Genomic DNA, 24,251 nt, shown 5'->3' on the forward strand with positions numbered 1-24,251 from the left:
ACGCTATGGATATTCGAAAAAAGAACGTACTGTTGGCGGTCGTCATCGCGATTATCGCGCTGATGCTCTACATCGGTGCGATCCTTAAATTAATTACTACGTCATCCGGTCAGTGAACGATTCAGAAAGCAGAAAAGTCAATAAGCGATTGATTTGGTCAATCGTCTTAGTGGCTGTCGGAATGTTCGGTTTCGGCTTCGCCATGGTTCCGCTGTACAACGTGTTCTGCGAGGTTACGGGACTGAATGGAAAAGTGAAAACGGAGGCGGTCGCGGACGCCGCTTATGTAGTCGATCAATCGCGGGAACTGACGATCGAATTCATCACCTCGGTCAATGAGAACATGCCGCTCGCTTTCCGTGCGGAAAAAAACAAGATGAAGATACATCCGGGGCAGTATTACACGGTCAAGTTCTATGCCGAAAATACGACCGATAACAAAATGGTCGGGCGTGCCATTCCCAGCGTAGCTCCCGGCGTGGCCACGGAATACCTGAACAAGACCGAGTGCTTTTGTTTTTCCGAGCAAGAATTCGAACCGCACAAATTGCGCGAAATGCCGGTTCGATTCGTGATTGATCCGTCCATTCCGGAAAACGTGAAGGATATGACCCTTTCCTACACGTTCTTCGATATCACCGACAAGAACCAGAACTGACGAGAGAAAGATCAACAATTTCAAAAGCAGGGGAATGTAATGGCTACGAAAGACGCGTACTATCTACCGCACAAAGCGAACTGGCCCATCGTGGGATCGATCGGCCTGACGACTTTGCTCGTGGGATTTGCTAATTACCTTAACGGATCGAGCATCGGTGGAACCTTAATGGTGCTGGGAGCGGGCATCGTGATCTTCATGATGGCCGGATGGTTTGGCTCGGTGATAAAGGAAAGCGTCGCCGGGTTGTATAACCAGCAGGTGGACGGTTCGTTTCGAATGGGGATGATTTGGTTCATTACCTCGGAAGTATTCTTCTTTGCCGCGTTCTTCGGCGCGCTCTTTTACGCACGTATCTACTCGGTGCCGTGGTTGGGCGGAGAAGGTAATTTCTCTGCCGGAGCGACTGGAGACTTGTGGCAGGGATTTCAGGCGATGTGGCCGACCAACGGACCGGGACAGGTGGGCGGCGAGTTCGAACCCATGGGCGCATGGGGTGTTCCGGCTCTGAATACTCTGATCCTGTTGAGCAGTGGCGGAACCGTTACCTGGGCGCACTGGGGATTGCTGGCGAATAATCGCGGACAATTGATCAAAGGTCTGATCGCTACGGTTGCCCTAGGTTTTCTGTTCGTGATCCTGCAGGGGGTCGAGTACCACGAGGCCTACACCGAAATGGGGCTGACCTTGGGCTCTGGAATCTACGGCTCGACGTTCTTCATGCTGACCGGGTTCCACGGTTTGCACGTGACCATCGGTGCCATCATTCTTACGGTCGTCTTGCTCCGGAGCATACGCGGACACTTCAACCCGGAACACCATTTCGCGTTTGAAGCGGCCGCCTGGTATTGGCACTTTGTCGACGTGGTGTGGTTGGGCCTCTTCATTTTCGTCTACTGGCTGTAACCCGCCACTGCTTTTTACCAAAAGGGGCGCTACTCTCCTTGGGTAGCGCTCCTTTTGTCTATCCGCCCGGAAATTCGAATAAAGATGTCAGGCCGATCATTGTCGAGTCGAGGAAGACGGGAGTCTTATTTCATTGGTAAATAAGCCGCCGATATCGACGCGATCGAAATGATAACGGCGGTTGCAGAATTCGCAGCCAACCTCGACTGAATCCTCTTGCTCCAAAATCGATTCCACCTCGTGATTCCCCAAGGTGAGCAGGACGGATTCGATGCGCTCCCGCGAGCATCCACAGCGGAAGGAGATCGGTTCCGAGTCGAAAAGCCGTACCGATTCTTCATTAAAGAGGCGATACAACAGTTCTTGACTGGGTAAATTCAGCAACTCCCCCTCGGTAACCGTATCCGCCAAGTATTCGACGCGCGTCCAATCGTCGCGATCGCGTTGTTTGGCAGGCAGTTCCTGGATGAGCAACCCTGCTGCGCGCTGTTCGTCGGCCGCTAACCAAAGTCGGGTCGCCAGTTGTTCCGAGCGTGAAAAATACGTTTCGATAGCGCCGGCCAGATCGTCTCCCTCGAGAGCGACGATACCCTGGTACGGTTCGGAATCCTCGTTCTGGACCGTCAACACCAAGTGCCCCGGACCGTAGATGTCGGACAGCGTTTCTCCCGTCACTTCGCCGCGCCAGTGTGCGAGTCCGCGAATAGTTCTCTGGTGCGTTGCCTGCGCCACTAAAGTATTCAGCGGTCCGTGGCCTTGAGCCTGAAGAATCAAAGACCCCTTGAACTTGATGGTGGCGGATAGCAATAGCACGGCAGCAAGTGCTTGTCCCAACTGGCTCGATACGGCAGGAGGGTAAGGATGGCGTTCGAGCACGGCTTGCCAACTCGCGTCGAGCCGTACGAGTTCGCCTCGTATCCCGAGATCTTCAAACAAGAACCTTTGGAAACTGTCGAATTCACTCATCGTCTAACCAAAAAGTTTTAAGGAATGTCACTTTGCCTTTTAATAGGCAGAAACTGCTAGTCTACAAGGTTCTGCTAGCGATATTCATGCGGCTTCTGATTGACAGATCACCGAAGAGTAAATTCCATGTTTACGAAAAAGCTTTCGCTGCCTGATGACGATTCCGCTCTTCCCGGCCGAGTGGAAAAGATGCCGGTTCCGGAGTTGCATTTTGTAAATGGACATCGGATGGAGCCGCCATATCCGGAAGGATCGGAAATTGCGGTTTTCGGTCTTGGCTGCTTTTGGGGTGCGGAGCGGAAATTCTGGCAGACGCCCGGCGTTTACGTAACGGCAGTCGGCTACGCTAGCGGAGCTACGCCTAATCCCACTTACGAAGAAGTATGTAGCGGGATGACCGGTCACGCCGAGGTCGTACGCGTAGTCTACGATCCTAATAAGATCCATTACCAAGATTTGCTGAAACTATTTTGGGAGTCTCACAACCCTACACAAGGCATGCGCCAGGGCAACGACATCGGGACGCAATACCGCTCGGTCATTTTCACCTATACGCCACGCCAGAAAGAACTGGCTATCGTTGCCCGCGATGCTTATCAAGCAGCCTTGAGCCAAAAAGGATATGGGCGAATCACCACCGAAATCCGCGAGGCTCCCGAATTTTTCTATGCGGAACCCTATCACCAGCAATATCTGGCCAAGAATCCCGGCGGATACTGCGGTTTAGGCGGTACCGGAATAAATTGCCCTACTGAATTTGGCGCGAGCGTACACACCGACACCGATTGATAGCACTTAACTCCTTTGGCTATTATCGGGCGTCTCACAATATTAAGAGTTTCCATGAAAAGAATTCTGTTGATTGCATTTTTCACATTGGGCCTTTCAGCTTGTGCGACCTCACCTTTGGGGCGCACCCAGTTCATGATAATGCCAGAGGACCAAATGGCGGCCATGGGGGCACAGGCCTTTGTCAACATGAAACAAAAATTGCCCATCGATCAAAGTCCGCAAACGAATCAATACGTTGTGTGTGTAGCCGGGCCGATTGTTAAGGAGGTAGGGGGGGAATGGGAAGTCACGGTGTTTCAAGACGAATCGCCCAACGCATTTGCACTGCCCGGCGGGAAAATCGGTGTACATACCGGCATACTTCGGGTCGCCCGGAATCAGGATCAGCTCGCGACAGTCATTGCGCATGAGGTCGCGCACGTGCTTTCTCGGCATTCGAATGAGCGAGCTTCCCAGCAGGTGGCCGTGCAACAAGGGCTGAATGTCATCCAAGCGATAACCAATCCGACTACTCAGACGGGCCAAGTGATGATGGGGGTATTGGGCTTAGGCGCCCAATACGGTGTTCTTATGCCGTATAGTCGTCTACAGGAAAGCGAGGCCGATTTGCTCGGATTGGAACTGATGGCCAAAGCAGGCTTCAACCCGCAACAAAGCATCGATCTCTGGATCAATATGGAACAAGCGGGCGGTGGGCAGCCGATAGAGTTTCTTTCGACTCATCCGTCTCATGCTACTCGCATGCAAGAGCTTAAACAAAACATGCCCAAAGCCCTGGAAATGTATCGAAACGCACAGGCAATGGGTAAAAACCCTCGTTGCGGTGGTTGATCCGGCATCCCGGGCGATGCGCGTTCGCGCAAAAAGAAAAGTGCAGGGAGAAAGATCCCTGCACGTCAAGAGGAGGATTGTGAGCACTAAACGTGCGTCTGGTCTCAGCTAGGAGCAGCTCCTAACGAGTGATTAACATTCTAGCAGTGAAACTTGTACGCGAAATGTGACAAATTGTCGCGCAATCCAAGGATTCGCGTGTTGAAAGGAAACAATCCATCGGAAAATAAAAAAGGCAGAAGAGCTAGTCTTCTGCCTTAATGAGGAGGCTATAGCGCACAGCTACAGATAGCATCTGATCATCGGCCTGCTACCGTCTTGCCGGTTCCTTAGGCATCAGAAACCACGATCTAATACTAGCAGTCACATTAGTAATCAAAAATGTGACAAATTGTCGCATTCGCCCAACAAAGTCGGCCATTTACAATCCGCTCCATGAACTCAAACCCGCTCATGAACATTCCCACTCCGGCGGACACGGAAACCGACGCTCGTCAAAACCTTCGCTGGCTGTTCGTTTTGCGCAATCTCATGATTACGGGGCAAGCGCTTATCGTTCTGATCAGTGTCTACGGATTGGAGATACCGCTTAGCGAAGTGCCTCTTACAGCCATCATGACGGCGCTAGGCGCCTTCAACTGGTGGACGTGGTTGAGGCTCAGCAATCCCCGCCCGGTCGCCGAAATGGAGTTGTTCATGCAACTTTCATTCGACGTCCTGGCGATTACCGCGATTCTCTATTTCACCGGGGGCGCCACCAATCCCATGGCCTGGTTTTTCCTGCTTCCGCTGATTATCGCGGCTACCGTGCTGCCCCAGTTTTATACCTGGTATATGGTGATCTTCACTTCCGGGTGTTACACCATACTCATCGGCTTTTACCAGCCGCTTCCCGACATTCAAGCCGTAACTTTGCACGGCGACGCCCCGCCCGCCGTTCAGGCCCTGATGGAGGACCACAGCATTGAACTGCACGCGTTCGGCATGTGGTTCGGGTTCGTATTCAGCGCCGTTCTCGTGGCTTACTTCGTCGTAGAGATGGCGAAAACACTGAGAGAGCGTGAACGCCGCTTGGCTGAAGCTCGCGAGCAGGCTTTACGGAACGAGCGGGTTGTTGCGCTGGGGACGCTGGCGGCCGGTGCGGCGCACGAGATGGGCACCCCGCTGGGAACCATGGCGATCCTGATTCATGAAATAGAGAGCGAATGTGAAGGCGCCAAGCAAGACGATTTGTTGGAAAAAATGAAAATCCTGCGGGAGCAGGTGGTCCGCTGCAAAAAGGCCCTTTCGGTCATGTCGGCGTCGGCCGGTGCAATCAGAGCCGAATCGGGCCACGTAATGCCGCTGACGAACTATCTGGAGGAAACGGTGGATAGCTGGCGGAAACAGCGTCTCAACGCCGAGTTGGAATACGAAAAGGTTGGGCCTTTGCCTCCGCCGTGCATTTTGGCCGAGGATACCCTTACCCACGCTTTAGTTAATATTCTCAACAATGCCGCCGATGTTTCGCCGCGTGGGATAAAGCTGCGCGCCCGCTGGAGCTTCGAGCGCGCGACTTTGGAGATCCTCGACCAGGGACCTGGCATTGCCCCTACGCTATCCCAGCGTCTGGGAAAGGCGCCGATCACGACTAAAGAACATGGGTTGGGGGTCGGGCTATTCTTGGCATTTGCCACTATCGAGCGCTTGGGCGGTCGAATAGAGATGTTACCTCGTGTCGAAGGCGGCACTTGCACGCGCATCGAACTTCCATTGCTGCGTCCGAATTAAGATCTATGAACAGTGCAAAATCCTCATCCGATACCCCTCGTCCCAGTCTGTTATTAGTCGATGACGACCCTACGTTCTGTGGAGTTTTGAAGCAAGCCCTCGAGAAGCGCGGATTCGAGGTGCACGCCGCTCAAGACCTTGAGACCGGTACCGCGCTGGCGGAACAAATCGAGCCCGAGTATGCGGTGATCGATTTGCGGATCGGCCACGATTCCGGGCTGATTTTGGTCAAGCGGCTCCACAATCTCGACGCCAACACCCGTATCGTCGTCTTAACCGGGTACGCCAGCATCGCCACGGCCGTCGAAGCCATAAAACTGGGCGCGATCCAATATCTCACCAAGCCCGCCGATGCCGACGAGATCGTCGCGGCCCTCCACAAGGATCAAGGCGACGTCTCCGTCGAAATCAAGGAAAAGCCGCTCTCCGTCCGGCGCCTGGAATGGGAGCATCTGCAAAAAGTCTTGATCGAGCACGGCGGCAATATCTCCGCTGCCGCAAGGGCGCTGGGCATGCACCGCAGGACTTTGCAGCGGAAGCTGGATAAGAGGCCGGTGAGGGAGTGAAGCTCGGGTTCTCAGTGGAAGGGAACAGTTCGCAGGCCCGTTCTTTCTTGCTGATATTCTGCTCGGCTCTGGGCCTTTAGCAGGGAACTGACGTTTAATATGGTTATCACTTCACTGGTCGCTGGGTAACGCTGACGTTACGGGCTCGCGGAGCTTGCTTGAGCCAGCTCAGGTGGACGAGTAATCAAATCACTCATCCCAGCCTCCTTAACCTGCTGGTGTGGTAGTGGCAACGGGCGTAAGCCCGTTACCTCGAGTCGGTCGCAGTTTGCAGCCAGGGATCAATATCGACGATATCGAGAATCGCACCCGTCGCGCTGTCGAGCAACACTGTCTGGTCATTTTGCGTCGCTTGGAGCGGCAGAAACTTCAACTTGGCCTGGTCGAGTTTGTGGCCTTCCAGGTAGGTCAAAAGCTTGCTGCGGGTTGCCGCATCGCGCTGCAACAATGAGTCGAGTGGCAAGGCTTTCCGGACCGCTTCAGCGGCCATTTCGCTATAGGGCACGTAATATTGCGGGAGTTGTGGGAGGTCGATGCCTCCGGAGACTGCGGAAAATAGGATTTTGGTGCGCTCAGCGCCGTCGCTAGGGCTTTGCACAGCGACGATTTCAGGTCCGGTCAGGGGCAACGATCTGAATTCCTCGCGTTTTACTTTTTTCAATTCAGTTGTCGGGATCGCGGCTGCTGTAACTAGATCGAAGCGGTCGATCGCGAAAACCATGTAAACTGGACGGGCCCAGAACATGCTGTACAGCCCATAGCCTAAGGCCAGCATTTGCAACAGGACGATTACCGCCATGTCGAAGCGCAGGCTGGGTTTTTCCATGTTCCAGACGATCAGCGTCAGGAGAGGGCCCAGGATGATGTCGACTCCCACGAGGATGGCGATGAGGCTCTGTCCGCCCATCGCCCAGACATAGGTGGGCGGATACCAGCTCAGGGCCAGCAACGCGCTGAGAGTCGCGATAACCATAGCACTGATACCTAAATGAATGGCGGAGGCTTTCCAGCGGGATATATTCGGCAACGGTCGGCTCAGACATAATGAAAATAGTAAGGGCACCATATGTATGCGAAGTAAGGATAGCCAATACAATTAAATCGACACTTACAAAGAAAAAGCCCCTCTAATAGAGAGGGGCTTGAGTTCGATTGGCACGCTTCGTCTATAATTGAACCTTGTGTATGTGCCAAAGCTAGGCCGGTTTAGACCGCGCCGCGACAGCTAGCTGGAGCATACCTGGCCGGAACCGTACCGGCGGTGCCAACAGCGAAAGTTGAGCCAGCGGATTTGCAGTGCCAATCCATATCGCCCGCCGCCCCCGGGGCAAGCGCAACTGCATTTATCGTTGGAACCAAAACGATAGTGTTTGTGCCAGCAAGTTGTGGGATAGCGTTTGCACCAGTACCGTAAGTAATAGCGACTTCCCCATTCGCTGCTGTAATTGCGATCGACGTCACGTTCTTGGAGGGAGTAAAGCAATATGTGGTCGTGGCGACGCATGCCGGAGCTATAGCTTGGGTTAAATTGGCGAGACTGCCGTCCGTCTGCCACATCTCTGTCACAACTGATTTGGCGCCTTCTGCCAGACTCAAACCTTCTGTGACTTTAGAGCGCACTGTGTAATCTTGATAAGCCGGCAGTGCGACTGCCGCCAAAATGCCAACGATGGCCACGACGATCATTAACTCGATCAAGGTGAAACCTTGTTGTGCTTTTTTCATAACGTTCATGACAATGAACTCCTTATGTTTATGGGTGGAAACAAGCTGTAAAGCTGCGAGTTCAAAATAAGCAGCTTGCGTGCCATCGACGAAAGCCCGCCCTGGGCGCTGGTTCGTTCGGTTGGGCAGGATTTTTCCTGGCGAGGGTTGTCTTCGGATGGTCGGAAAGTGACGCAAATGGTCACTCCTTCTTTTCTGGCTCTGTTCGTGGCTCCGCGTCCGCGATGGGTGGGCCGGCAGCCCGCGTAGGGCGCAATAGGGTACTCCCGTATTGCGCCGCATGAATGAGGCTTCCTATGCGGCGCAATACGCTAAGGCTATTGCGCCCTACATGTTTGCTCCGTAGTGCGAACAAGCCTGGTTTGGTAATTTTGCTGAACGCTAGACCGCTCACTGTACCGGAAACCGCTCGACGTATCGGTCCCCCATCCCATAGATTACGTGCGACTTGCTGAAGCAACGATGATGGAGTGCTTAACTTTGGCCTGCGAAGAATTATCCTCACTTCTTCTCCAACTGCCGACTCAAGTCCAGCAATTGTTGCTCGAACTTTGGCAGAGACTCACGGATGGTGTTCCATACGACTTCCACGTTGATCTCGAAATAGCCGTGGACGATTCTGTTTCGCATACCTCGCATCGGTTTCCAGGGTATTTCGGGGTGCTAGGCAGCAAAATCCGGATACTCGTTGACTAATTTGGTGGCTGCCTCGCCGATGACCAAAAGATTCAGCCCGCGTAGAGCGCAATAGTTTCAGTGTATTGCGCCGTATGGGAAGTCTTATTCATGCGGCGCAATACGGGAGTACCCAATTGCGCGCTACATGTTCTGGAACACTGTTAAGAAGGTGTTGTCCGACTTTATGGGGAAGGTCAAAGATATTCAGCACGAACTGTAACAGTCCGAGTTGGGCGCTTTAATGTTCGCGCAAGAAGAATCACTGATTAGTCAGCTTCTAGTCCATAGTTCTACGCTTTCGATAGAATCAGCATTCTCAAAAAATTGCAAATCTTCAGTTCTAAAGAGGGCATGCGAGCTCTCATGACCTGATGAGCAACGTTATCATCCTGTCCAGGTGATAGGTATGTACTTAACGCTGACCACTGAAGCTGGACGGCACAAAAATTCATCAATGGACAAAACCCATCCAATCCTGTCCGTGAGAGTTGCCCCCTTAGGATCAATTTGCTAGCCTATGCCTAGCATAGGCCAATTATCCGATAGGAGGGCTGTCATGTATATTGAACGCCATGTCCGTTTGTTCAAGAACGGTCGCAATCAAGCGCTGCGGATTCCCCGCGAATTCGAGCTTCCGGGTAATGAAGCCATCATCCGCAAGGAAGGGGATCGACTGATTGTCGAACCTGTCCAGCGTCGCTCGTTGCTGGCGCTTCTCGCCACCTGGGAGCCGCTGGACGAGGAATTTCCGGAAATCGAGGATTTTCCCCCGGAGCCCGTGGATCTTTGAGCATGGCCGATCATTGCTATCTGCTCGATACCAATATCCTGTCCAGCATTGTTAAGCACCCGGCCGGCGCGGTGGTGAATCGCATCTCAGCGGTAGGGGAAATCGCCGTCTGCACCAGCATTGTCGTCGCTTGCGAACTACGCTATGGCGCTGCTAAGAAAGGCTCGCCAACCTTGTCGCACAAGATTGAACAGCTGCTTGCGGCGCTTGACGTACTCCCGCTGGAAGATGGAGTTGATCGGAGCTATGCCGACTTGCGAGCGACATTGGAGAAAGCCGGCACACCGATTGGAGCGAATGATTGCCTGATTGCGGCACATGCGCTATCGCTGGGTCTCGTACTGGTAACCGACAACATGAATGAGTTCCGCAGAGTACCCGGCCTCAAAGTGGAAAACTGGCTGACCCCATGACCGTCCGCCTTACCTGGATATGGGGGCGAGATAAAGGCGATTGCACTGCGGCTTTGGCGTCCGCATGTTTGCCCTGGGATGCGGTAATATCAGCCTGAGATTTTGAATGTTCCCAACGAAGGAGGCCGCCCATGGGGCTTGCACTTCGCGATTCCGAACGTCATACCTACGGCGATTATCTATCCTGGCCGGAAGGTGTCCGCTATGAACTGATCGACGGCAGGGCCTATCTCATGGCGCCCGCCCCGAATCTGGAGCATCAGGATATAGCCGGGGAGATTTACCGGCAATTGAGCAATGCCCTGGAAGGCAAGCCTTGTCGCGCCTTCATTGCTCTGGTCGCTGTCCGTTTGTCCAAGGCTGGCGAATCGGACGAAGCTATCGATACCGTGGTGTAGCCAGACGTTATGGTTGTGTGTGATGAATCCAAGCTGGACCGACGCGGAGTGAGAGGCGCGCCGGTGTGCGGGAATATTGGCTGGTGCATCCAACGGACCGGATGGTTACCGTATATCGGCTGCTAAATGGCGAATATGGTAAGCCGGACGTTCAGGAGCTTTCGCGCGAAACCCGCGTTGGCGTGTGGCCGGATGTTGCGGTGGCTTGGGATGACCTGGTTCGCCGCTTGCCGCGACCGGAATTTTGACGAGAACAATAAAGCCCCGGTGCGCTCCATGCACACGGGGTTATCGCCCGCTTGGTTGGCTATCAAGACAGATCGTGGTGGTTATCACGCGGGGTGCGGCAGGCTTTCGTAATTTTGCGGAACGCCGGACCAATCAGGGTGCCGGGAACCGTTCGGCAAGTCGATCCTCACTCCAAGGTAATGCGTCGTCAACCAAAGCGCCGATGGCGGGGTGTTTGTCCTAGGTTCGGGAAACATTATCCAGGCTTTTTCTTCAACTGCCGATTCAAGTCCAGCAGTTGTTGCTCAAGCTTTGGCAGAGACTCACGAATGGTATCCCATGCGACTTCCAGATCGATCTCGAAATAGCCGTGGGCCATTCTGTTTCGCATACCTCGCATCGGTTTCCAGGGTATTTCGGAATGCTTGGCAGCGAGGTCCGGATATTCGTTGACCAATTTAGTGGCCGCCGCGCCAATGACCAGAATATTCAGTATCACCGCCTGCTGCGTCTTACGGATCAGCGAAAAAGTTCTCCTTTGTCATTCCGTTGGTGTATTCGCGTGCCAGCCGGATGGCTTCAAGCATATGACCCAGGTAATCAGCCGCACGAAGTCGGTGTTTGTCGTCGCTCACAGCGGGGCGCCTCCTGGAGAACCTTGCTCCGGATTTCCGCAGGGAGGTCTCCGGGCGAAAGCAGGTCGACCGGCACGCCGAGTAACTCTTCAAGCGCGATCTGCAGTCCACCGAGATCAAGCAGCGTCGTTCCGGGAAGGGGATCGATCAGGATGTCGAGATCGCTCCGATCGGTATCCTCGCCGTACAGAACAGAGCCGAATACGCGGGCATTTCGGGCACGGCTTCGGTCGACCAACCGACGGATATCTTCACGATGCGCTTGCAGAGCCTCGGAGGGTTTCATGTGAATAGGCTAGACGCTTGTAATTTGTGGAGCGTTTAACCCGTAGCGCAGGCGTTGTTCATCCAACTGACGCCCTTTGACTGGGCTTAAGAGGTCATCTATATATTATGTATATTTTGCCACCTTTGAGCTCCTTGATCCGAATTCTCTGTGAGCGAAAAACAAAAACCCCGGATGCGCTCCATGCACCCGGGGTTATCGCCTGCTTGGTTGGCTATCAAGTCACGTCCTGGTGGTTATCCCTAGAGGATAGCTGTCCTTACCTCCTTGTCGGCGACTGAATGAGTGTGGCAGAAAATTCGTTTCAGACTAAGTCGGAAAATGCTGAAAATTGTGTAAGCTTTGGCTTACATGCGGAGCGGGGCGTCCATTGTCGTGAATCGGGCTTAGCAAGACCGCGTGGCCGTTATATCATTAAGGGCCGATTTATTATTCAGAAGATCTCTTGCCGTTCATGATTAGCCGTATCGCCGATGTTGACCGCAATACACTGGAAACCCAAGTGCGGGTTTGTCTGAACCTGGATGGAGTCGGCACGGGTGTTTTCGAAACCGGTGTTCCTTTCCTCGACCATATGTTGGATCAGGTGGCACGGCACGGATTGATCGACCTTGAGGTACGTGCGAAAGGCGATCTGCACATTGATGCCCACCACACGGTGGAAGACATCGGCATTACGCTGGGCCAGGCGGTGGAAAAAGCTTTGGGGAGCAAAAAGGGGATACGGCGTTACGGTCATGCCTATATTCCCCTGGACGAAGCTTTGTCGCGCGTCGTGATTGATTTTTCCGGGCGGCCAGGTTTATCTTACGACGTAACTTTTACGCGTGCCCGGATAGGCGAATTCGATGTCGATTTGTTTCTCGAGTTTTTTCGGGGATTCGTCAATCACGCAAAAGTCACCTTACATATCGATAATCTGAAGGGACAAAATGCCCACCATATTGCCGAAACCGTGTTCAAGGCTTTCGGTCGTGCCATGAGAATGGCCATAGAACCGGATACCAGGATGCAGGATGTCGTCCCTTCGACTAAAGGAATGATTTAGAAAACTTATACGGGACTCTCGTTCGATTCGCTTTTATCCATGTCTTCCGTTGCAGTCATCGATTATGGGATGGGAAATCTGCATTCCATAGCCAAGGCGCTTCAACACGCCCACTCCAAAACCGCCGTGATCGTCACGGACAATCCCGAAACAATTCTCAAAGCCGACCGGGTCGTATTCCCAGGGGTCGGGGCGATCCGCGATTGCATGAATGCATTGGCTGATCGGGACCTCGTAACCATCATCGAACGGGCGGCGGCCTCGAAACCGCTCTTAGGTATTTGCCTGGGGATGCAGGCCCTGCTCGAGGAAAGCGAGGAAAACGGCGGAACAGCTTGCCTGGGTTTGATTCCCGGCCGGGTCGTACGCTTCGCCGATGGAGTGGCAGACGCTGCCGGTCAGCCCTTGAAAATTCCACATATGGGATGGAACCGCGTCAGCCAGCAGGAGGCCGATCATCCGTTATGGCGAGGCATCGCTTCCGACAGTTGGTTTTATTTCGTTCACAGCTACTTCGCGCGACCGACTGATTCCCGAAACGTTGCGGCGACCACCGACTATTCGGAACCCTTCGCTTCGGCGCTGGCGCGCGAAAACATCTTTGCCGTTCAGTTTCATCCTGAAAAGAGCCAGGAAGCCGGATTGCGATTGCTGGCTAATTTTCTAAACTGGGACCCGGGGCGATAAGGCACCGATCATTCACTCTATCCGTTACTGAGGATTTTTTTATGCTTTTGATACCTGCTATCGATCTGAAAGATGGCAAGTGTGTCCGTTTGCGGCAGGGCCGCATGGAAGACGATACGGTTTTTTCCGACGACCCGGTGGCGATGGCGGGGAAATGGGTGTCGGAAGGGGCGAAGCGCCTTCATTTGGTGGATTTGGACGGTGCCTTTGCGGGGATTCCGCGCAATGCGGAGGTTATCCACGCCATACGCGAAGCTTATCCGGATGTACAAATCCAGGTGGGCGGTGGAATCCGGGATGAAGAGACGATTCAGGGTTACCTGAACGCCGGCGTCGATTACGTCATCATTGGTACCAAGGCAGTCAGTGCGCCTCATTTCGTGCGGGAGGTCGCGGCGGAGTTTCCGAACCATATTATCGTCGGTCTGGACGCGAAGGACGGCAAAGTAGCGATAGACGGCTGGTCGAAGTTGTCGCATCACGATGTGATCGATTTGGCTCAAAAATTCGAGGACGATGGCGTTGAAGCCATCGTTTACACCGACATCAGCCGGGACGGCATGATGGAGGGCGTCAATGTCGAGGCAACCGCAAGGCTGGCTCGCTCCATACGCATTCCGGTGATTGCGTCGGGCGGCATCCGGAGTATTCAGGATATTCACGCCCTGGGCAGTGTGGTTGGCGACGGCGTCATGGGCGCCATAACCGGCCGCGCTATTTATGAGGGCACCCTTAACTTTGCCGAAGCCCGTAAAGTAGCGGAAGAATACTGATCCATGCTTGCCAAGCGCATTATCCCCTGCCTGGACGTCGACAATGGACGCGTGGTCAAGGGCGTCCGCTTCGTCGATATCAAAGATGCGGGAGATCCCGTCGAGATTGCTAGGCGTTACGACCGGGAGGGCGCGGACGAACTGACTTTTCTCGACATTACCGCCAGTTCGGACAATCGCGACACGATGGTGCACGTGGTGGAGCAAGTGGCGGGCGAAGTGTTTATCCCCCTTACGGTAGGAGGCGGCATCCGAACGCTCGAAGATATCCGCCGCATGCTGAATGCCGGCGCCGATAAGGTCAGTATCAATACCGCCGCAGTCGCCCGGCCGGAGTTCGTGCGCGAAGCGGCGGAGCGTTTCGGCTCTCAGTGTATCGTCGTCGCTCTCGATGCCAAGCAGGTGTCCGAAGACCCAAAGCGGTGGGAGATCTTTACTCACGGCGGGCGCAAGCCGACCGGCCTTGATGCCATCGAGTGGGCGCGTCGCATGGTGGCTTACGGAGCCGGCGAAATCCTCTTGACCAGCATGGATCGGGACGGCACCAAACAAGGGTTCGATCTGGAACTGACTCGCGCAATCAGCGAGGCCGTATCCGTTCCGGTGATCGCCTCGGGCGGTGTCGGCAATTTGCAGCATTTGGCCGACGGGATCTTGCAGGGCAAAGCCGATGCGGTGCTGGCAGCCAGCATTTTCCATTTCGCCGAATACACCATTCGGCAGGCCAAGGAATACTTGGCGGCTCAAGGCATCGAGGTGCGGCTGTGACGGAACTGGCGTGGCTCGACGAAATCCGCTGGACGTCCGAAGGGCTGGTTCCCGTCATTACGCAGGAGGCGGCCACGGGGCAGGTCCTCATGTTCGCCTGGATGAACCGGGAAGCTTTGTGGCTTACCGCCGAGGAAGGCTACGCGGTCTACTGGTCGCGCTCGCGGAATCGGCTTTGGCGGAAGGGCGAGGAATCCGGGAATCGGCAGAAAGTTCTGGAAATTCGCCTGGATTGCGACGAGGATGTGATTTTGCTCGCGGTCGAACAGGCCGGCGGAATCGCCTGTCATACCGGACGGCATCACTGCTTTTTTCGGGTGCTGCGGGATGGCTGCTGGGAGACGGTGGAACCTGTCCTGAAATCTCCGGAAACGATGTATAAGCGCTGATATGGACGTGTTGAAGGAGTTGGCTAGGGTGCTCGAGGAACGGAAATCTCAGGATCCGCAAAAATCCTATGTGGCGAGTCTTTATGCCAAAGGGCTCGACGCTATCTTGAAAAAGATCGGCGAGGAGGCCACCGAAACCGTAATGGCCGCCAAGGACGGAAACCTCGACAAGATTGTCTACGAAGTTGCGGATTTGTGGTTTCACAGCCTGGTATTGCTCGCTCATCAAGGGTTGAGTCCGGATCAGGTATTGGCCGAATTGCAGAGGCGGTTCGGTCTCTCGGGGCTCGAAGAAAAAGCAGGACGCGACGACAAGTCCGGTTAGAGCGTTTTTCACCGAAGTTCAGTGGTAAGGATAGGGAAATTCGTAGGTCGTTGAGGAGCTTTGTCGGCAAGGGATTGCCGACCTACGAAATCTAAAGCGTTTTTCATCGCGGTATAGCGGCGGGCATTGGAAAACCGCCCCGTACCCAGTCGAAGTAGGTCGGCAATCCCTTGCCGACGCTCCACCGGACGTTCATGGAATCGAGCCGAAACGCAGATGCAACGCCCAGGTCGTTGAGCTGCCCGCGATCAGGAAGCCAAGCACCGCGATCCAGGCCTTGCGGCGATATCGGTTGGTCAATGTGCCCTGTGGAACGACCGATAGCAGATAAGGACGGCCATAACCGGGCTTTTTCATCAGGTGGAACTCGGTTTGCTTCGTTCTTTTGCGCCAGGATGCCATGACTTCACGCTCGGCGTGCTGCCGCGCGATTTCCCACTCCTCCGCATCGATCTCGCCGTCGCCGTTCTTGTCGAAGCGCTTGAGAAGCTCGGAACGGTTTCTCTTCCAGCGGATTAACAGATCGCCTACCTCGTTATGGAAACTGGTGCCTTCGGAACTTCCGAGAGACACGAACTGGCCGATCGCATAAAGCGGATCGTTTGCCTCGATGCGGTATTCCGTGTAGCGATACGGTCCGGACGAGAACAGTGAATCCCAAAATCCGGTTTGCAGCGGTGCGTATCCTGGTCGCGCGAGCTGCCCGCGCCATTTGAGTCGAATGGACGGCATGACCTCCGCGCCTTCGGGATCGACAATGCACCGTCCGGTGTCGTCTTCCAGGTGGAAGATGGCCTCGCTAACGCCGCTCTCAATGGTTTGCCATCGTGTCGTGCGGTGGCCGTCTTCATAGTCGGTCACTTGCTTTTCAACTTTGTAACTGTACCAAACGCAGCGTGCGCCGCTAAGCGGGGCATGGATCGGCTCGCCATCCATCAATTGGGCTCGACCGTCGAGTTCGACGTAACCCTGGGCTGCCGACCGGACCTTGGCTGTGGGCGTGTCGGCGATCAGGCGAGCGCGATGCAGCCAGCGGAATGCGAGAAAGAAGAAGGCTACCCCGGTCAGGGCGACAAGCCCTGTCGCCAGCCAGAAGTGCTGTGGAGAGGATTCGAGGATGAGGTCGCGAAATAGCACGGCTTTCGCCTCAGCCGAACAGCGCCTTTAGATCCACATCGCGTTTTTCTTCTTCCGTGAATTCCAGCAATTCGAAGGGTCTGAAGTTGAATAACCGGGCAATGATCACATCCGGAAATTCTTCCAGCCGGACATTGTTGTTATTGACGCTCTCGTTGTAGAACTCGCGCCGGTCGGCAATCGCGTTTTCCAGTCCGGTTATCCGGGACTCCAGTGCCCGGAAGGAAACGTCCGCCTTCAGTTCGGGGTAACTCTCCGCTACCGCGAAGAGCTGCATCAATCCTTGCCGCAGCTGGCTTTCCGCCGCCCCGAGGGCATGCAGATTGGCGGACTCTCGGGCCGCAGAGATCCCGGCACGGGCCTGCATTACTTTTTCCAGCGTGTCCCGCTCGTGTTGCATGTACTGCTTGCAGGTTTCGACGAGTTTTGGCAATTCGTCGTGACGCTGTTTGAGCAGCACGTCGATGTTGGACCACGCTTTTGCGGTATCATGCTTCAAATTGACCAGCCGGTTGTAGATCAAGATGGCGTACACGATCACGAACAAGATCGTGCCGACCAGAATGAAATCGCCTACGCTCATAATCTCTCCTCGCGTTCTTGAAGTTGAATCAGGGCTTGGAGAAGTATAGACGGCGGGCCCGGCGCATCATTTGATCAATCGGAGTGTCGTAAGGTGACGATTCAGATTTATAACGGTGTCGAGCCGAAATTGGGAACAGGAACTTACATTGCCGACAGTGCGCTGGTGATCGGTGACGTGACATTGGGCAACGACGTCTCCATTTGGCCGATGGTGGTCGCGAGAGGCGATGTGCACCGAATCGAGATTGGCGACGAAACCAATATTCAGGACGGCTGCGTGCTGCACGTCACCCAACGAAGCCGCTACAACGAAGAGGGCAATGCCTTGATCGTCGGGCGGGGTGTCACCGTGGGGCACCGGGCGGTACTGCATGGGTGCACCATCGGTGATCTATGTCTGATCGGCATCGGTGCGGTGATCATGGACGGTGCCGTCGTGGAGGACCGGGTAATGATCGGTGCGGGGGCTTTGGTGCCGCCCGGCAAGCGTTTGGAAGGCGGTTTTCTTTACGTGGGATCGCCGGCGAAACAGGCACGCCCGCTCAAGGAGGCCGAGCTGGAATATTTAAGTTTTTCCAAGGACGGTTACGTGCGTTTGAAGAATCAATATCTGAGTGATGCCAGATTGCTTGGCGCTTAGCACTAGCGACCACGCTCCCGATTGAGAATGTCGATCACGGGATGCGTTTCCGGCCGTATGCCCCGCCAGATAAAAAACGCCTCGGCCGCTTGTTCGACCAACATGCCGATGCCGTCAACGCTGACATCGGCCCCCACATCTTTTCCCCATCGGACGAACGGTGTGGGCTCCGTCCCATAGGCGAGATCGTAGCAACATCCGCCGGCTCGGAGAATATTCTTCGGCAGATCCGGCAGTTCGCCAATCAGGCTGGCGGCGGTGGCGTTCAGAACGAGATCGAAGGATTCCGTGCCCAAGTCTGAAAAGCCGCATCCGGCGATCGGGCCGAGATCCCCAAGCTCCTCTGCCAGCCGGACCGCTTTGTCGGGTGTGCGGTTGGCGATCACCAGGCAAGACGGACCTCGCTCCAACAGTGGACCAATAATGCCGCGGCTTGCGCCGCCCGCGCCCAAAAGAAGGACTCGGCGGTTTTCCAAGGAAAGTCCGAGATTGACCGTAAGGTCTCGCATCAAGCCGACGCCGTCGGTGTTGTCCCCGTAAATCGTTCCATCCGGACGTAAGGCCAAGGTATTGACGGCTTTGCTGCGTTCCGCGCGCTCACTTTTGGAATCGGCAATTTTCCAGGCGAGTTCCTTGAGGGGAACGGTGCAATTCAAGCCTTTCCCGCCACCGGCGAAAAAGTCTCGCACGCGGATTTCGAACGTTTCCGGCAGAACGTCTTGCGCGGTATAGGTCAGGCGCTCTCCGGTCTGTTCTGCAAAAAGCGCGTGAATACGGGGCGATTTGCTGTGGCCGATGGGGTGACCGAAGACGGCATAACGATCTGCTGGCAGCATGACTAGGTGAATCCGGCGGAAATCTTGATGAAGACAGTTTTAGGTTTCAGCCTTTGCGCAGTTTAGGTGCTCTGTCTCATGGCGTCTTCGCGAAGCCATTCGGCAACGGTCCTGGCGTAATAGGTCAGAATGGCGTCCGATCCGGCGCGCTTGAGCGCCAGCAAAGATTCGAGCACGGTCTTGCGCTCGTCGAGCCAGCCGTTTTGTGACGCGCCTTTGAGCATGGCGTATTCCCCGCTGACTTGATAGGCGAACGTAGGGACGCCGAAGCGGTCTTTGACGCGGCGGATGATGTCCAGATAAGGCAATCCCGGTTTGACCATGACCATGTCCGCGCCTTCCGCCAAATCGAGCTCGACTTCCCGCAGGGCCTCATCGGAATTGGCGGGATCCATCTGGTAAGTGTATTTGTCGCCGCTCCCCAGGTTGGCCGCCGAGCCCACGGCATCTCGGAAAGGTCCGTAGAAGGCGGAGGCGTACTTGGCGGAATAGGCGAGAATACGCGTGTGTACGAATCCTTTCTTTTCCAATGCGTCCCGGATTGCGCCGATGCGCCCGTCCATCATGTCCGAAGGCGCCACGATGTCGGCGCCGGCTTCCGCATGGGACAGCGCCTGTTTCACGAGTACTTCGACGGTTTCGTCGTTGACCACGTAGCCGTTTTGATCTACGAGCCCGTCTTGGCCGTGAGTCGTGAAAGGGTCTAGAGCGACATCGGTGATGACACCCAGTTCCGGCAGCTGTCGTTTCAGTAGGCGTACCGCTCGTTGCACCAAACCCTCAGCATTGTAAGCCTCGCGTGCGTCATCCGTTTTTTTGTCGGGTGACGTTACGGGAAAGAGTGCGATGGCGGGAATGCCAAGCCGAAAAGCCTTTTCGCTTTCGCGTAACAGCAAGTCGATGCTTAGTCGCTCGACGCCGGGCATAGAAGCGACCGGTTCCCGCCGATTTTCGCCTTCCAAGATGAAAAGAGGGTAAATCAAATCATTGGTGGAAAGCTGTGTTTCCCGCACTAAGCGCCGGCTGAATTCATTCCGTCTCATTCGGCGCAAGCGAACATTGGGGTAAGAAATGCTATTATTTAACGACATGGTGGCCGGTTTATTGCGTGGGACACAGAGGAACTCGGTAGTTTAGTGCATGCCGCCGAGTTATGATAAGAATATTAAAAAGTCAGCAGGAGTTTTTAAATGAAATTTACTAAGTCTTCCTTCGGCCTGGCAAGTTGGGCCGTTGCATTGTCGTTGCTGTTAAGCTTCTGGGGAGCGGCAGCGTGGGCGGAGGAAGGATTACTCCCTCCACAGCAGGTTATCCAGCACAGTGCCGACGAGCTGCAAACCACGCTGCAAAAGCCGGAATACAAGGGCGATTTCAGGAAAGCTACTCAGTTCGTTGATGGCATCATCGAACCGCATGTGGATTTCGATCGTGTGTCGATGTTGATTTTAGGAAAGTATTGGAAGACGGCGACGCCCGAGCAAAAAGAACGTTTTAAAAAGGAATTCCGGATGCTGCTTGTGCGTACGTATACCACCGCCTTTACCGAATACGCCAACTGGAAAATCCGTTATCTGCCGCTGCAGATGAAGCCGGAGGACAAGAAGGTTATGGTCCGTACCGAAATTCTCCAGGCGGGCGCTCAACCCGTGGCGGTCAACTATCGAATGGTGTTCACCAAAAACGATTGGAAAGTGTACGACGTATTGATCGAGGGCATCAGTTTGCTACAGAACTATCGTGCCAGCTTTACCGATGAGGTTGCCCGTACCGGCTCCCTCGATCAATTGATTTCACACCTGGCAGAGCGCAACGCTACCGCCATGAAAGAGCCGCTCGGGGCAGCGGGCGGCGGCGATAAAAGAGGCTCATAGCCAGTCTCTAGGTTTCAGGTAATTCTTGTACAGATTATCTTCGGCGCTACCTTCCTGCGGCTTCCAGTTATAGCGCCAATGCGCGATCGGCGGCAGAGACATTAGAATGGATTCTGTCCTGCCGCCCGATTGCAATCCAAACAAAGTTCCTCGGTCATAAACCAGGTTGAATTCGACGTATCGTCCGCGGCGATAGAGCTGAAATTCGCGCTCCCGTTCGCCGTAGGGCATATCCTTCCGTTTTTGGACGATCGGAACATAAGCCTTGATGTAATGATCTCCGACGCTGCGCAAAAAATCGAAGCAGCGATCGAACCCCCATTCATTGAGATCGTCGAAAAATAATCCTCCGATGCCCCGGGTTTCATTGCGGTGTTTGAGAAAAAAGTATTCATCGCACCAGCGCTTGAACTTGGGGTAAATATCTTCGCCAAAGGGAAGACAGGCATCCCGGGCTACAGTGTGCCAATAAATCGCATCTTCTTCGAAGGGATAATAGGGTGTGAGATCGAAGCCGCCGCCAAACCACCATACCGGCGTTTCGTTTTCCTTCTCCGCGAGGAAAAAACGGATATTGGCATGAGAGGTCGGGACATATGGATTCAGAGGGTGAATGACCAGGGATACGCCTACGGCTTGAAATGTCCGGCCTGCGAGTTCTGGCCGATGCGCAGTGGCGGAGGGTGGCAGATTTCTGCCGAACACGTGGGAGAAATTGACGCCGCCTTGCTCGAACGTTTTTCCGCCGGTCAATACGCGGGTTCTTCCTCCGCCGCCGCCATTGTATTGCCAAAGGTCCTCCAAAAATCGTGCGTCTGGTTCCTCGTTTTCCAGGGCGAGACAGATTTTGTCTTGGAGGTCTTGAAGATAAGCTTTAACTTGTAAGATATCGGGTGTGTTCATTCGGCGATCTTCCCGTAAAAGTCGAGTGTGGATGGGAGTCTCCGGGATGTTGTTCGGCTCGAGCGCTTTGCGGCTTTCTTCTTCTAAATGGACGACGAGATTGTAGCACGGTGGAATAGGGATGTTGTTGCCTCGAAAACATTATGAGTCCCGAAGGGGAAACGGAAACCAACAAGGTAAGCGGCGCCCCAAAGAATGGCGGCAACCCATTGAACGAGAATGTCCAATTGTAATTTGAGCCTGAAGGTTTATTCGGATCTGTTTTCGGTGCTTGGCCGGCCGTACTTGCGTACTTGGCTGGACGGGTTGCCGACTCGGTTGGACGCGGTTTTTAGCTCCGCGCGGCATGGCGATTGGCCGGCTTGGCAGGCCGCACTCGATGGCCTGCCAAAAATCGATGCGTCCGTGGTCGATTTGAATGCCGATAGCATCCTTGTCGATGGGGGATGCAACGAAGAACAGCGGGACCGCATCGAGAGTCTGCTGCTCAGGTTTCATCCGTGGCGCAAGGGTCCATATGCCATTCATGGCATTCATATCGATACGGAATGGCGCTCCGATCTTAAATGGCGCAGGCTGAAAGATCATATTCAGCCGCTTGAAGGCCGAACCGTGTTGGATGTCGGCTGTGGAAATGGTTACCACGCCTGGCGCATGATTGGATGCGGGGCCGAGTTGGTGATCGGAGTTGATCCGACACTCTTAAGTGTCGCGCAATTTCTGGCGATCAAGCATTTTGCCGGCGATTTTCCGGTTCATGTGCTTCCCTTGGGTATAGAGGATGTTCCGCTCAATCTTCGTGCCTTCGACACCGTTTTTTCGATGGGGGTGCTTTACCATCGCCGTTCGCCTTTCGATCATCTTTTGGAGCTCAAGGGCTGTCTCAGATCCGGCGGTGAATTGGTCTTGGAGACTTTGGTCGTCGACGGTGGGCTGGGTCAGGTTTTGGTGCCCGAGGATCGCTATGCGCAGATGCGCAATGTGTGGTTCATTCCGTCCTGCGCTACCTTGTTATCGTGGCTAAGGCGATGCGGTTACCGAAACGGCCGGGTCGTCGATGTGACGAGGACCACAGCCGACGAGCAACGCTCCACGGACTGGATGCGCTTTCAGTCTCTGTCCGATTTCCTGGACCCGGCCAACCCGGAACTGACGATCGAGGGCTTGCCCGCGCCGGTGCGCGCGGTGTTCATCGCCGAGAGCCCTTAGAATCGGAAACCACCGCTGGCGTAAAATTATCCCTCTATCCTTTGTTCCTCCCTCGCATATTTCTTCATGAAAACACCCTGTATCGGTTTTGTCAGCCTTGGCTGTCCCAAGGCGTTGGTAGATAGTGAACGCATTCTGACCAAGTTGCGTGCCGAAGGTTACAGCCTCGTTCCGACATATAAGGACGCTGATCTTGTCGTTGTGAATACCTGCGGATTCATCGATGCCGCGGTCGAGGAGTCCCTGGACGCCATAGGCGAGGCTTTGAAAGAGAACGGTAAGGTCATCGTTACGGGATGTCTGGGCGTTCGCGAGAGCGAGATTCGATCCCGCCATCCTCAAGTGCTGAAGGTTACCGGCGCCCATGCCTATGAAGAGGTTGTCGAGGCGGTGCATGAGCATTTGCCGCCTCTTCACGATCCTTTTGTCGATCTGGTGCCGCCGGAAGGAGTCAAACTAACGCCTCGCCATTATGCTTACCTGAAGATCTCCGAGGGCTGCAATCATCGCTGCACGTTTTGCATTATTCCGAGCTTGCGCGGTGATCTGGTCAGCCGCCCCATCGGCGACGTGATGGCGGAAGCGGAGCGCCTAGTTTCGGCTGGAGTGAAGGAACTGCTCGTCGTATCGCAAGATACCAGCGCCTACGGCATCGATTTGAAGTATCGAACCGGCTTCTGGGGCGGGCGTCCGCTCAAGACCCGCTTCTATGATTTGGCCAAGGCTCTGGGGGAGTTCGGGGTTTGGGTGCGGATGCATTATGTTTATCCCTATCCCCATGTGGATGAAGTTATCCCGCTCATGGCGGAGGGAAAAATCCTGCCCTATCTGGACATTCCGTTCCAGCACGCCAGCGCCCGAATTCTGAAGCTGATGAAGCGTCCGGCAGCCGCAGAGGATGTCTTGGCCCGGATCGCCGAGTGGCGGAACATCTGCCCGGAAATCACGCTTCGCAGTACGTTCATCGTCGGCTTTCCGGGGGAAACCGAGGCGGATTTTGAGCAGCTGTTGGCGTTTCTTCAAGAAGCCCAGCTCGACCGGGTCGGGTGCTTTACCTATTCGCCCGTCAAGGGCGCGGTTGCCAACGAGTTATCCGATGTTGTGCCGGAAGCCGTGAAAGAAGAACGCCTCGCGCGGTTTATGGAGGTTCAGGCTCAAATCAGCGCTGATAGGCTGCAGTCGAAGATCGGGTTGCAGGAAATCGTTTTGGTCGACGAGGTTGTGGAGGAGGGAGCGGTCGCTCGCAGCCGGGCCGATGCTCCTGAAATCGATGGCCAAGTATTTATCGATGGCGCGACCCATTTGAAGGTCGGCGACTGGGTCGAGGTGGTTCTTGAGGATGCCGACGACCACGATTCGTGGGCGCGTCTCGCAAACCGTTAGATTTGTAGGCGGCTATCCGGCGAAGAAAGATAGCCGCCTCGTTCTGCGAATCGAA

Annotated in this window: 31 protein-coding genes; 20 read left to right on the forward strand and 11 right to left on the reverse strand. The window is 54.8% G+C overall.

Features of this window, described 5'->3' with window-relative positions; translation table 11 throughout:
* The first annotated feature begins 112 nt into the window (after positions 1-112).
* Together JOD69_RS01050 and JOD69_RS01055 are read left to right on the forward strand one after the other, a co-directional pair.
* Positions 113-658 carry a cytochrome c oxidase assembly protein gene (locus tag JOD69_RS01050; RefSeq protein ID WP_077728531.1) on the forward strand — a complete coding sequence of 182 codons (546 nt, stop codon included), beginning with the start codon at positions 113-115 and terminating at the stop codon, positions 656-658.
* A 39-nt stretch (positions 659-697) separates the two neighbouring features.
* Positions 698-1,564 (forward strand): cytochrome c oxidase subunit 3, encoded by an 867-nt coding sequence (locus JOD69_RS01055; protein WP_077728530.1) that lies wholly within the window; start codon positions 698-700, stop codon positions 1,562-1,564.
* 96 nt (positions 1,565-1,660) lie between these two features.
* On the opposite strand, the gene hslO is transcribed toward JOD69_RS01055, so the two are convergent.
* Positions 1,661-2,530, reverse strand: a complete 870-nt coding sequence (hslO, locus tag JOD69_RS01060; protein ID WP_077728529.1) for an Hsp33 family molecular chaperone HslO — start codon at positions 2,528-2,530, stop codon at positions 1,661-1,663.
* A 126-nt stretch (positions 2,531-2,656) separates the two neighbouring features.
* Here hslO and msrA point away from each other — a divergent pair, with 126 nt between their 5' ends.
* From msrA to JOD69_RS01080, 4 genes are all read left to right on the forward strand, one after another.
* Entirely contained in the window at positions 2,657-3,319 is a 663-nt protein-coding gene (msrA, locus tag JOD69_RS01065) for a peptide-methionine (S)-S-oxide reductase MsrA (protein WP_210023757.1), read from the forward strand.
* A 54-nt stretch (positions 3,320-3,373) separates the two neighbouring features.
* Positions 3,374-4,153, forward strand: a complete 780-nt coding sequence (locus tag JOD69_RS01070; protein WP_156880836.1) for a M48 family metallopeptidase — start codon at positions 3,374-3,376, stop codon at positions 4,151-4,153.
* Between the two features lie 453 nt (positions 4,154-4,606).
* Positions 4,607-5,923 carry an ATP-binding protein gene (locus tag JOD69_RS01075; RefSeq protein ID WP_077728526.1) on the forward strand — a complete coding sequence of 439 codons (1,317 nt, stop codon included), beginning with the start codon at positions 4,607-4,609 and terminating at the stop codon, positions 5,921-5,923.
* A 5-nt stretch (positions 5,924-5,928) separates the two neighbouring features.
* The gene (locus tag JOD69_RS01080; RefSeq protein ID WP_133717601.1) at positions 5,929-6,489 is read left to right on the forward strand and encodes a response regulator transcription factor; all 561 of its coding nucleotides are present in this window, start codon (positions 5,929-5,931) and stop codon (positions 6,487-6,489) included.
* A gap of 247 nt (positions 6,490-6,736) precedes the next feature.
* On the opposite strand, the gene tfpZ is transcribed toward JOD69_RS01080, so the two are convergent.
* The 3 genes from tfpZ to JOD69_RS01095 form a co-directional block, all read right to left on the reverse strand.
* On the reverse strand, positions 6,737-7,555 hold the full coding sequence (gene tfpZ, locus JOD69_RS01085) for a TfpX/TfpZ family type IV pilin accessory protein (protein ID WP_280858145.1): 819 nt from the start codon (positions 7,553-7,555) through the stop codon (positions 6,737-6,739).
* A gap of 140 nt (positions 7,556-7,695) precedes the next feature.
* Positions 7,696-8,214, reverse strand: coding sequence for a pilin (locus JOD69_RS01090; protein ID WP_245245436.1), 519 nt, complete (start codon positions 8,212-8,214; stop codon positions 7,696-7,698).
* Positions 8,215-8,715: 501 nt separating this feature from the next.
* Entirely contained in the window at positions 8,716-8,868 is a 153-nt protein-coding gene (locus JOD69_RS01095) for a DUF86 domain-containing protein (RefSeq protein WP_347257321.1), read from the reverse strand.
* Between the two features lie 580 nt (positions 8,869-9,448).
* Here JOD69_RS01095 and JOD69_RS01100 point away from each other — a divergent pair.
* The 4 genes from JOD69_RS01100 to JOD69_RS24500 all read left to right on the forward strand — a co-directional run bounded on the left by JOD69_RS01100 (position 9,449) and on the right by JOD69_RS24500 (position 10,741).
* Complete coding sequence (locus JOD69_RS01100; protein ID WP_133717603.1) at positions 9,449-9,682, forward strand: AbrB/MazE/SpoVT family DNA-binding domain-containing protein; 234 nt, start codon at positions 9,449-9,451, stop codon at positions 9,680-9,682.
* 2 nt (positions 9,683-9,684) lie between these two features.
* Positions 9,685-10,095 (forward strand): type II toxin-antitoxin system VapC family toxin, encoded by a 411-nt coding sequence (locus JOD69_RS01105; protein ID WP_210023761.1) that lies wholly within the window; start codon positions 9,685-9,687, stop codon positions 10,093-10,095.
* Between the two features lie 131 nt (positions 10,096-10,226).
* On the forward strand, positions 10,227-10,493 hold the full coding sequence (locus tag JOD69_RS24495) for a Uma2 family endonuclease (RefSeq protein ID WP_245245423.1): 267 nt from the start codon (positions 10,227-10,229) through the stop codon (positions 10,491-10,493).
* A 101-nt stretch (positions 10,494-10,594) separates the two neighbouring features.
* On the forward strand, positions 10,595-10,741 hold the full coding sequence (locus JOD69_RS24500) for a hypothetical protein (RefSeq protein ID WP_245245437.1): 147 nt from the start codon (positions 10,595-10,597) through the stop codon (positions 10,739-10,741).
* 236 nt (positions 10,742-10,977) lie between these two features.
* Here JOD69_RS24500 and JOD69_RS01115 read toward each other — a convergent pair whose 3' ends face one another.
* Together JOD69_RS01115 and JOD69_RS01120 are read right to left on the reverse strand one after the other, a co-directional pair.
* Positions 10,978-11,220 (reverse strand): HepT-like ribonuclease domain-containing protein, encoded by a 243-nt coding sequence (locus tag JOD69_RS01115; RefSeq protein WP_348529935.1) that lies wholly within the window; start codon positions 11,218-11,220, stop codon positions 10,978-10,980.
* Positions 11,221-11,321: 101 nt separating this feature from the next.
* Positions 11,322-11,642 (reverse strand): nucleotidyltransferase family protein, encoded by a 321-nt coding sequence (locus tag JOD69_RS01120; protein ID WP_210023762.1) that lies wholly within the window; start codon positions 11,640-11,642, stop codon positions 11,322-11,324.
* 454 nt (positions 11,643-12,096) lie between these two features.
* On the opposite strand from JOD69_RS01120, the gene hisB reads away from it, so the two are divergent.
* Genes hisB through JOD69_RS01150 form a run of 6 tightly spaced genes read left to right on the forward strand, consistent with a single transcriptional unit; the run spans position 12,097 to position 15,632 of the window.
* A complete protein-coding gene (gene hisB / locus JOD69_RS01125; RefSeq protein WP_086135138.1) occupies positions 12,097-12,690 on the forward strand; it encodes an imidazoleglycerol-phosphate dehydratase HisB in 594 nt (197 codons plus the stop codon).
* Between the two features lie 39 nt (positions 12,691-12,729).
* Positions 12,730-13,377 carry an imidazole glycerol phosphate synthase subunit HisH gene (gene hisH / locus JOD69_RS01130; RefSeq protein WP_210023763.1) on the forward strand — a complete coding sequence of 216 codons (648 nt, stop codon included), beginning with the start codon at positions 12,730-12,732 and terminating at the stop codon, positions 13,375-13,377.
* A 41-nt stretch (positions 13,378-13,418) separates the two neighbouring features.
* Positions 13,419-14,150 (forward strand): 1-(5-phosphoribosyl)-5-[(5-phosphoribosylamino)methylideneamino]imidazole-4-carboxamide isomerase, encoded by a 732-nt coding sequence (gene hisA / locus JOD69_RS01135; RefSeq protein ID WP_077728516.1) that lies wholly within the window; start codon positions 13,419-13,421, stop codon positions 14,148-14,150.
* Between the two features lie 3 nt (positions 14,151-14,153).
* On the forward strand, positions 14,154-14,918 hold the full coding sequence (hisF, locus tag JOD69_RS01140; RefSeq protein WP_077728515.1) for an imidazole glycerol phosphate synthase subunit HisF: 765 nt from the start codon (positions 14,154-14,156) through the stop codon (positions 14,916-14,918).
* A complete protein-coding gene (gene hisI, locus JOD69_RS01145) occupies positions 14,915-15,307 on the forward strand; it encodes a phosphoribosyl-AMP cyclohydrolase (protein ID WP_210023764.1) in 393 nt (130 codons plus the stop codon). Before hisF ends, hisI begins: the two co-directional genes overlap by 4 nt.
* Position 15,308: 1 nt before the next feature.
* Entirely contained in the window at positions 15,309-15,632 is a 324-nt protein-coding gene (locus tag JOD69_RS01150; protein WP_077728513.1) for a phosphoribosyl-ATP diphosphatase, read from the forward strand.
* 192 nt (positions 15,633-15,824) lie between these two features.
* Here JOD69_RS01150 and JOD69_RS01155 read toward each other — a convergent pair whose 3' ends face one another.
* Both JOD69_RS01155 and JOD69_RS01160 read right to left on the reverse strand, forming a co-directional pair.
* Positions 15,825-16,769, reverse strand: coding sequence for a GIDE domain-containing protein (locus JOD69_RS01155; RefSeq protein WP_156880282.1), 945 nt, complete (start codon positions 16,767-16,769; stop codon positions 15,825-15,827).
* A 10-nt stretch (positions 16,770-16,779) separates the two neighbouring features.
* Entirely contained in the window at positions 16,780-17,352 is a 573-nt protein-coding gene (locus JOD69_RS01160) for a LemA family protein (protein ID WP_210023765.1), read from the reverse strand.
* A 93-nt stretch (positions 17,353-17,445) separates the two neighbouring features.
* On the opposite strand from JOD69_RS01160, the gene JOD69_RS01165 reads away from it, so the two are divergent.
* Positions 17,446-17,994 (forward strand): gamma carbonic anhydrase family protein, encoded by a 549-nt coding sequence (locus tag JOD69_RS01165; RefSeq protein WP_077728510.1) that lies wholly within the window; start codon positions 17,446-17,448, stop codon positions 17,992-17,994.
* 2 nt (positions 17,995-17,996) lie between these two features.
* On the opposite strand, the gene aroE is transcribed toward JOD69_RS01165, so the two are convergent.
* Together aroE and hemB are read right to left on the reverse strand one after the other, a co-directional pair.
* Positions 17,997-18,830, reverse strand: coding sequence for a shikimate dehydrogenase (gene aroE, locus JOD69_RS01170; protein ID WP_077728509.1), 834 nt, complete (start codon positions 18,828-18,830; stop codon positions 17,997-17,999).
* 62 nt (positions 18,831-18,892) lie between these two features.
* Complete coding sequence (hemB, locus tag JOD69_RS01175; RefSeq protein WP_077728508.1) at positions 18,893-19,921, reverse strand: porphobilinogen synthase; 1,029 nt, start codon at positions 19,919-19,921, stop codon at positions 18,893-18,895.
* 99 nt (positions 19,922-20,020) lie between these two features.
* Here hemB and JOD69_RS01180 point away from each other — a divergent pair, with 99 nt between their 5' ends.
* Positions 20,021-20,701, forward strand: coding sequence for an ABC transporter substrate-binding protein (locus JOD69_RS01180; RefSeq protein ID WP_077728507.1), 681 nt, complete (start codon positions 20,021-20,023; stop codon positions 20,699-20,701).
* Here the strand turns inward: JOD69_RS01180 and hemF are convergent.
* Positions 20,696-21,604, reverse strand: coding sequence for an oxygen-dependent coproporphyrinogen oxidase (hemF, locus tag JOD69_RS01185; protein WP_086135145.1), 909 nt, complete (start codon positions 21,602-21,604; stop codon positions 20,696-20,698). The two genes, JOD69_RS01180 and hemF, sit on opposite strands and share 6 nt — an antisense overlap.
* 219 nt (positions 21,605-21,823) lie before the next feature.
* On the opposite strand from hemF, the gene cmoB reads away from it, so the two are divergent.
* Entirely contained in the window at positions 21,824-22,813 is a 990-nt protein-coding gene (gene cmoB / locus JOD69_RS01190; RefSeq protein WP_086135146.1) for a tRNA 5-methoxyuridine(34)/uridine 5-oxyacetic acid(34) synthase CmoB, read from the forward strand.
* Positions 22,814-22,879: 66 nt separating this feature from the next.
* Positions 22,880-24,196 carry a 30S ribosomal protein S12 methylthiotransferase RimO gene (gene rimO, locus JOD69_RS01195; protein ID WP_077728504.1) on the forward strand — a complete coding sequence of 439 codons (1,317 nt, stop codon included), beginning with the start codon at positions 22,880-22,882 and terminating at the stop codon, positions 24,194-24,196.
* Positions 24,197-24,251 lie beyond the last annotated feature (55 nt).

Origin of the sequence: Methylocaldum sp. RMAD-M (assembly GCF_017832375.1) — a bacterium.
Classification (GTDB): domain Bacteria; phylum Pseudomonadota; class Gammaproteobacteria; order Methylococcales; family Methylococcaceae; genus Methylocaldum.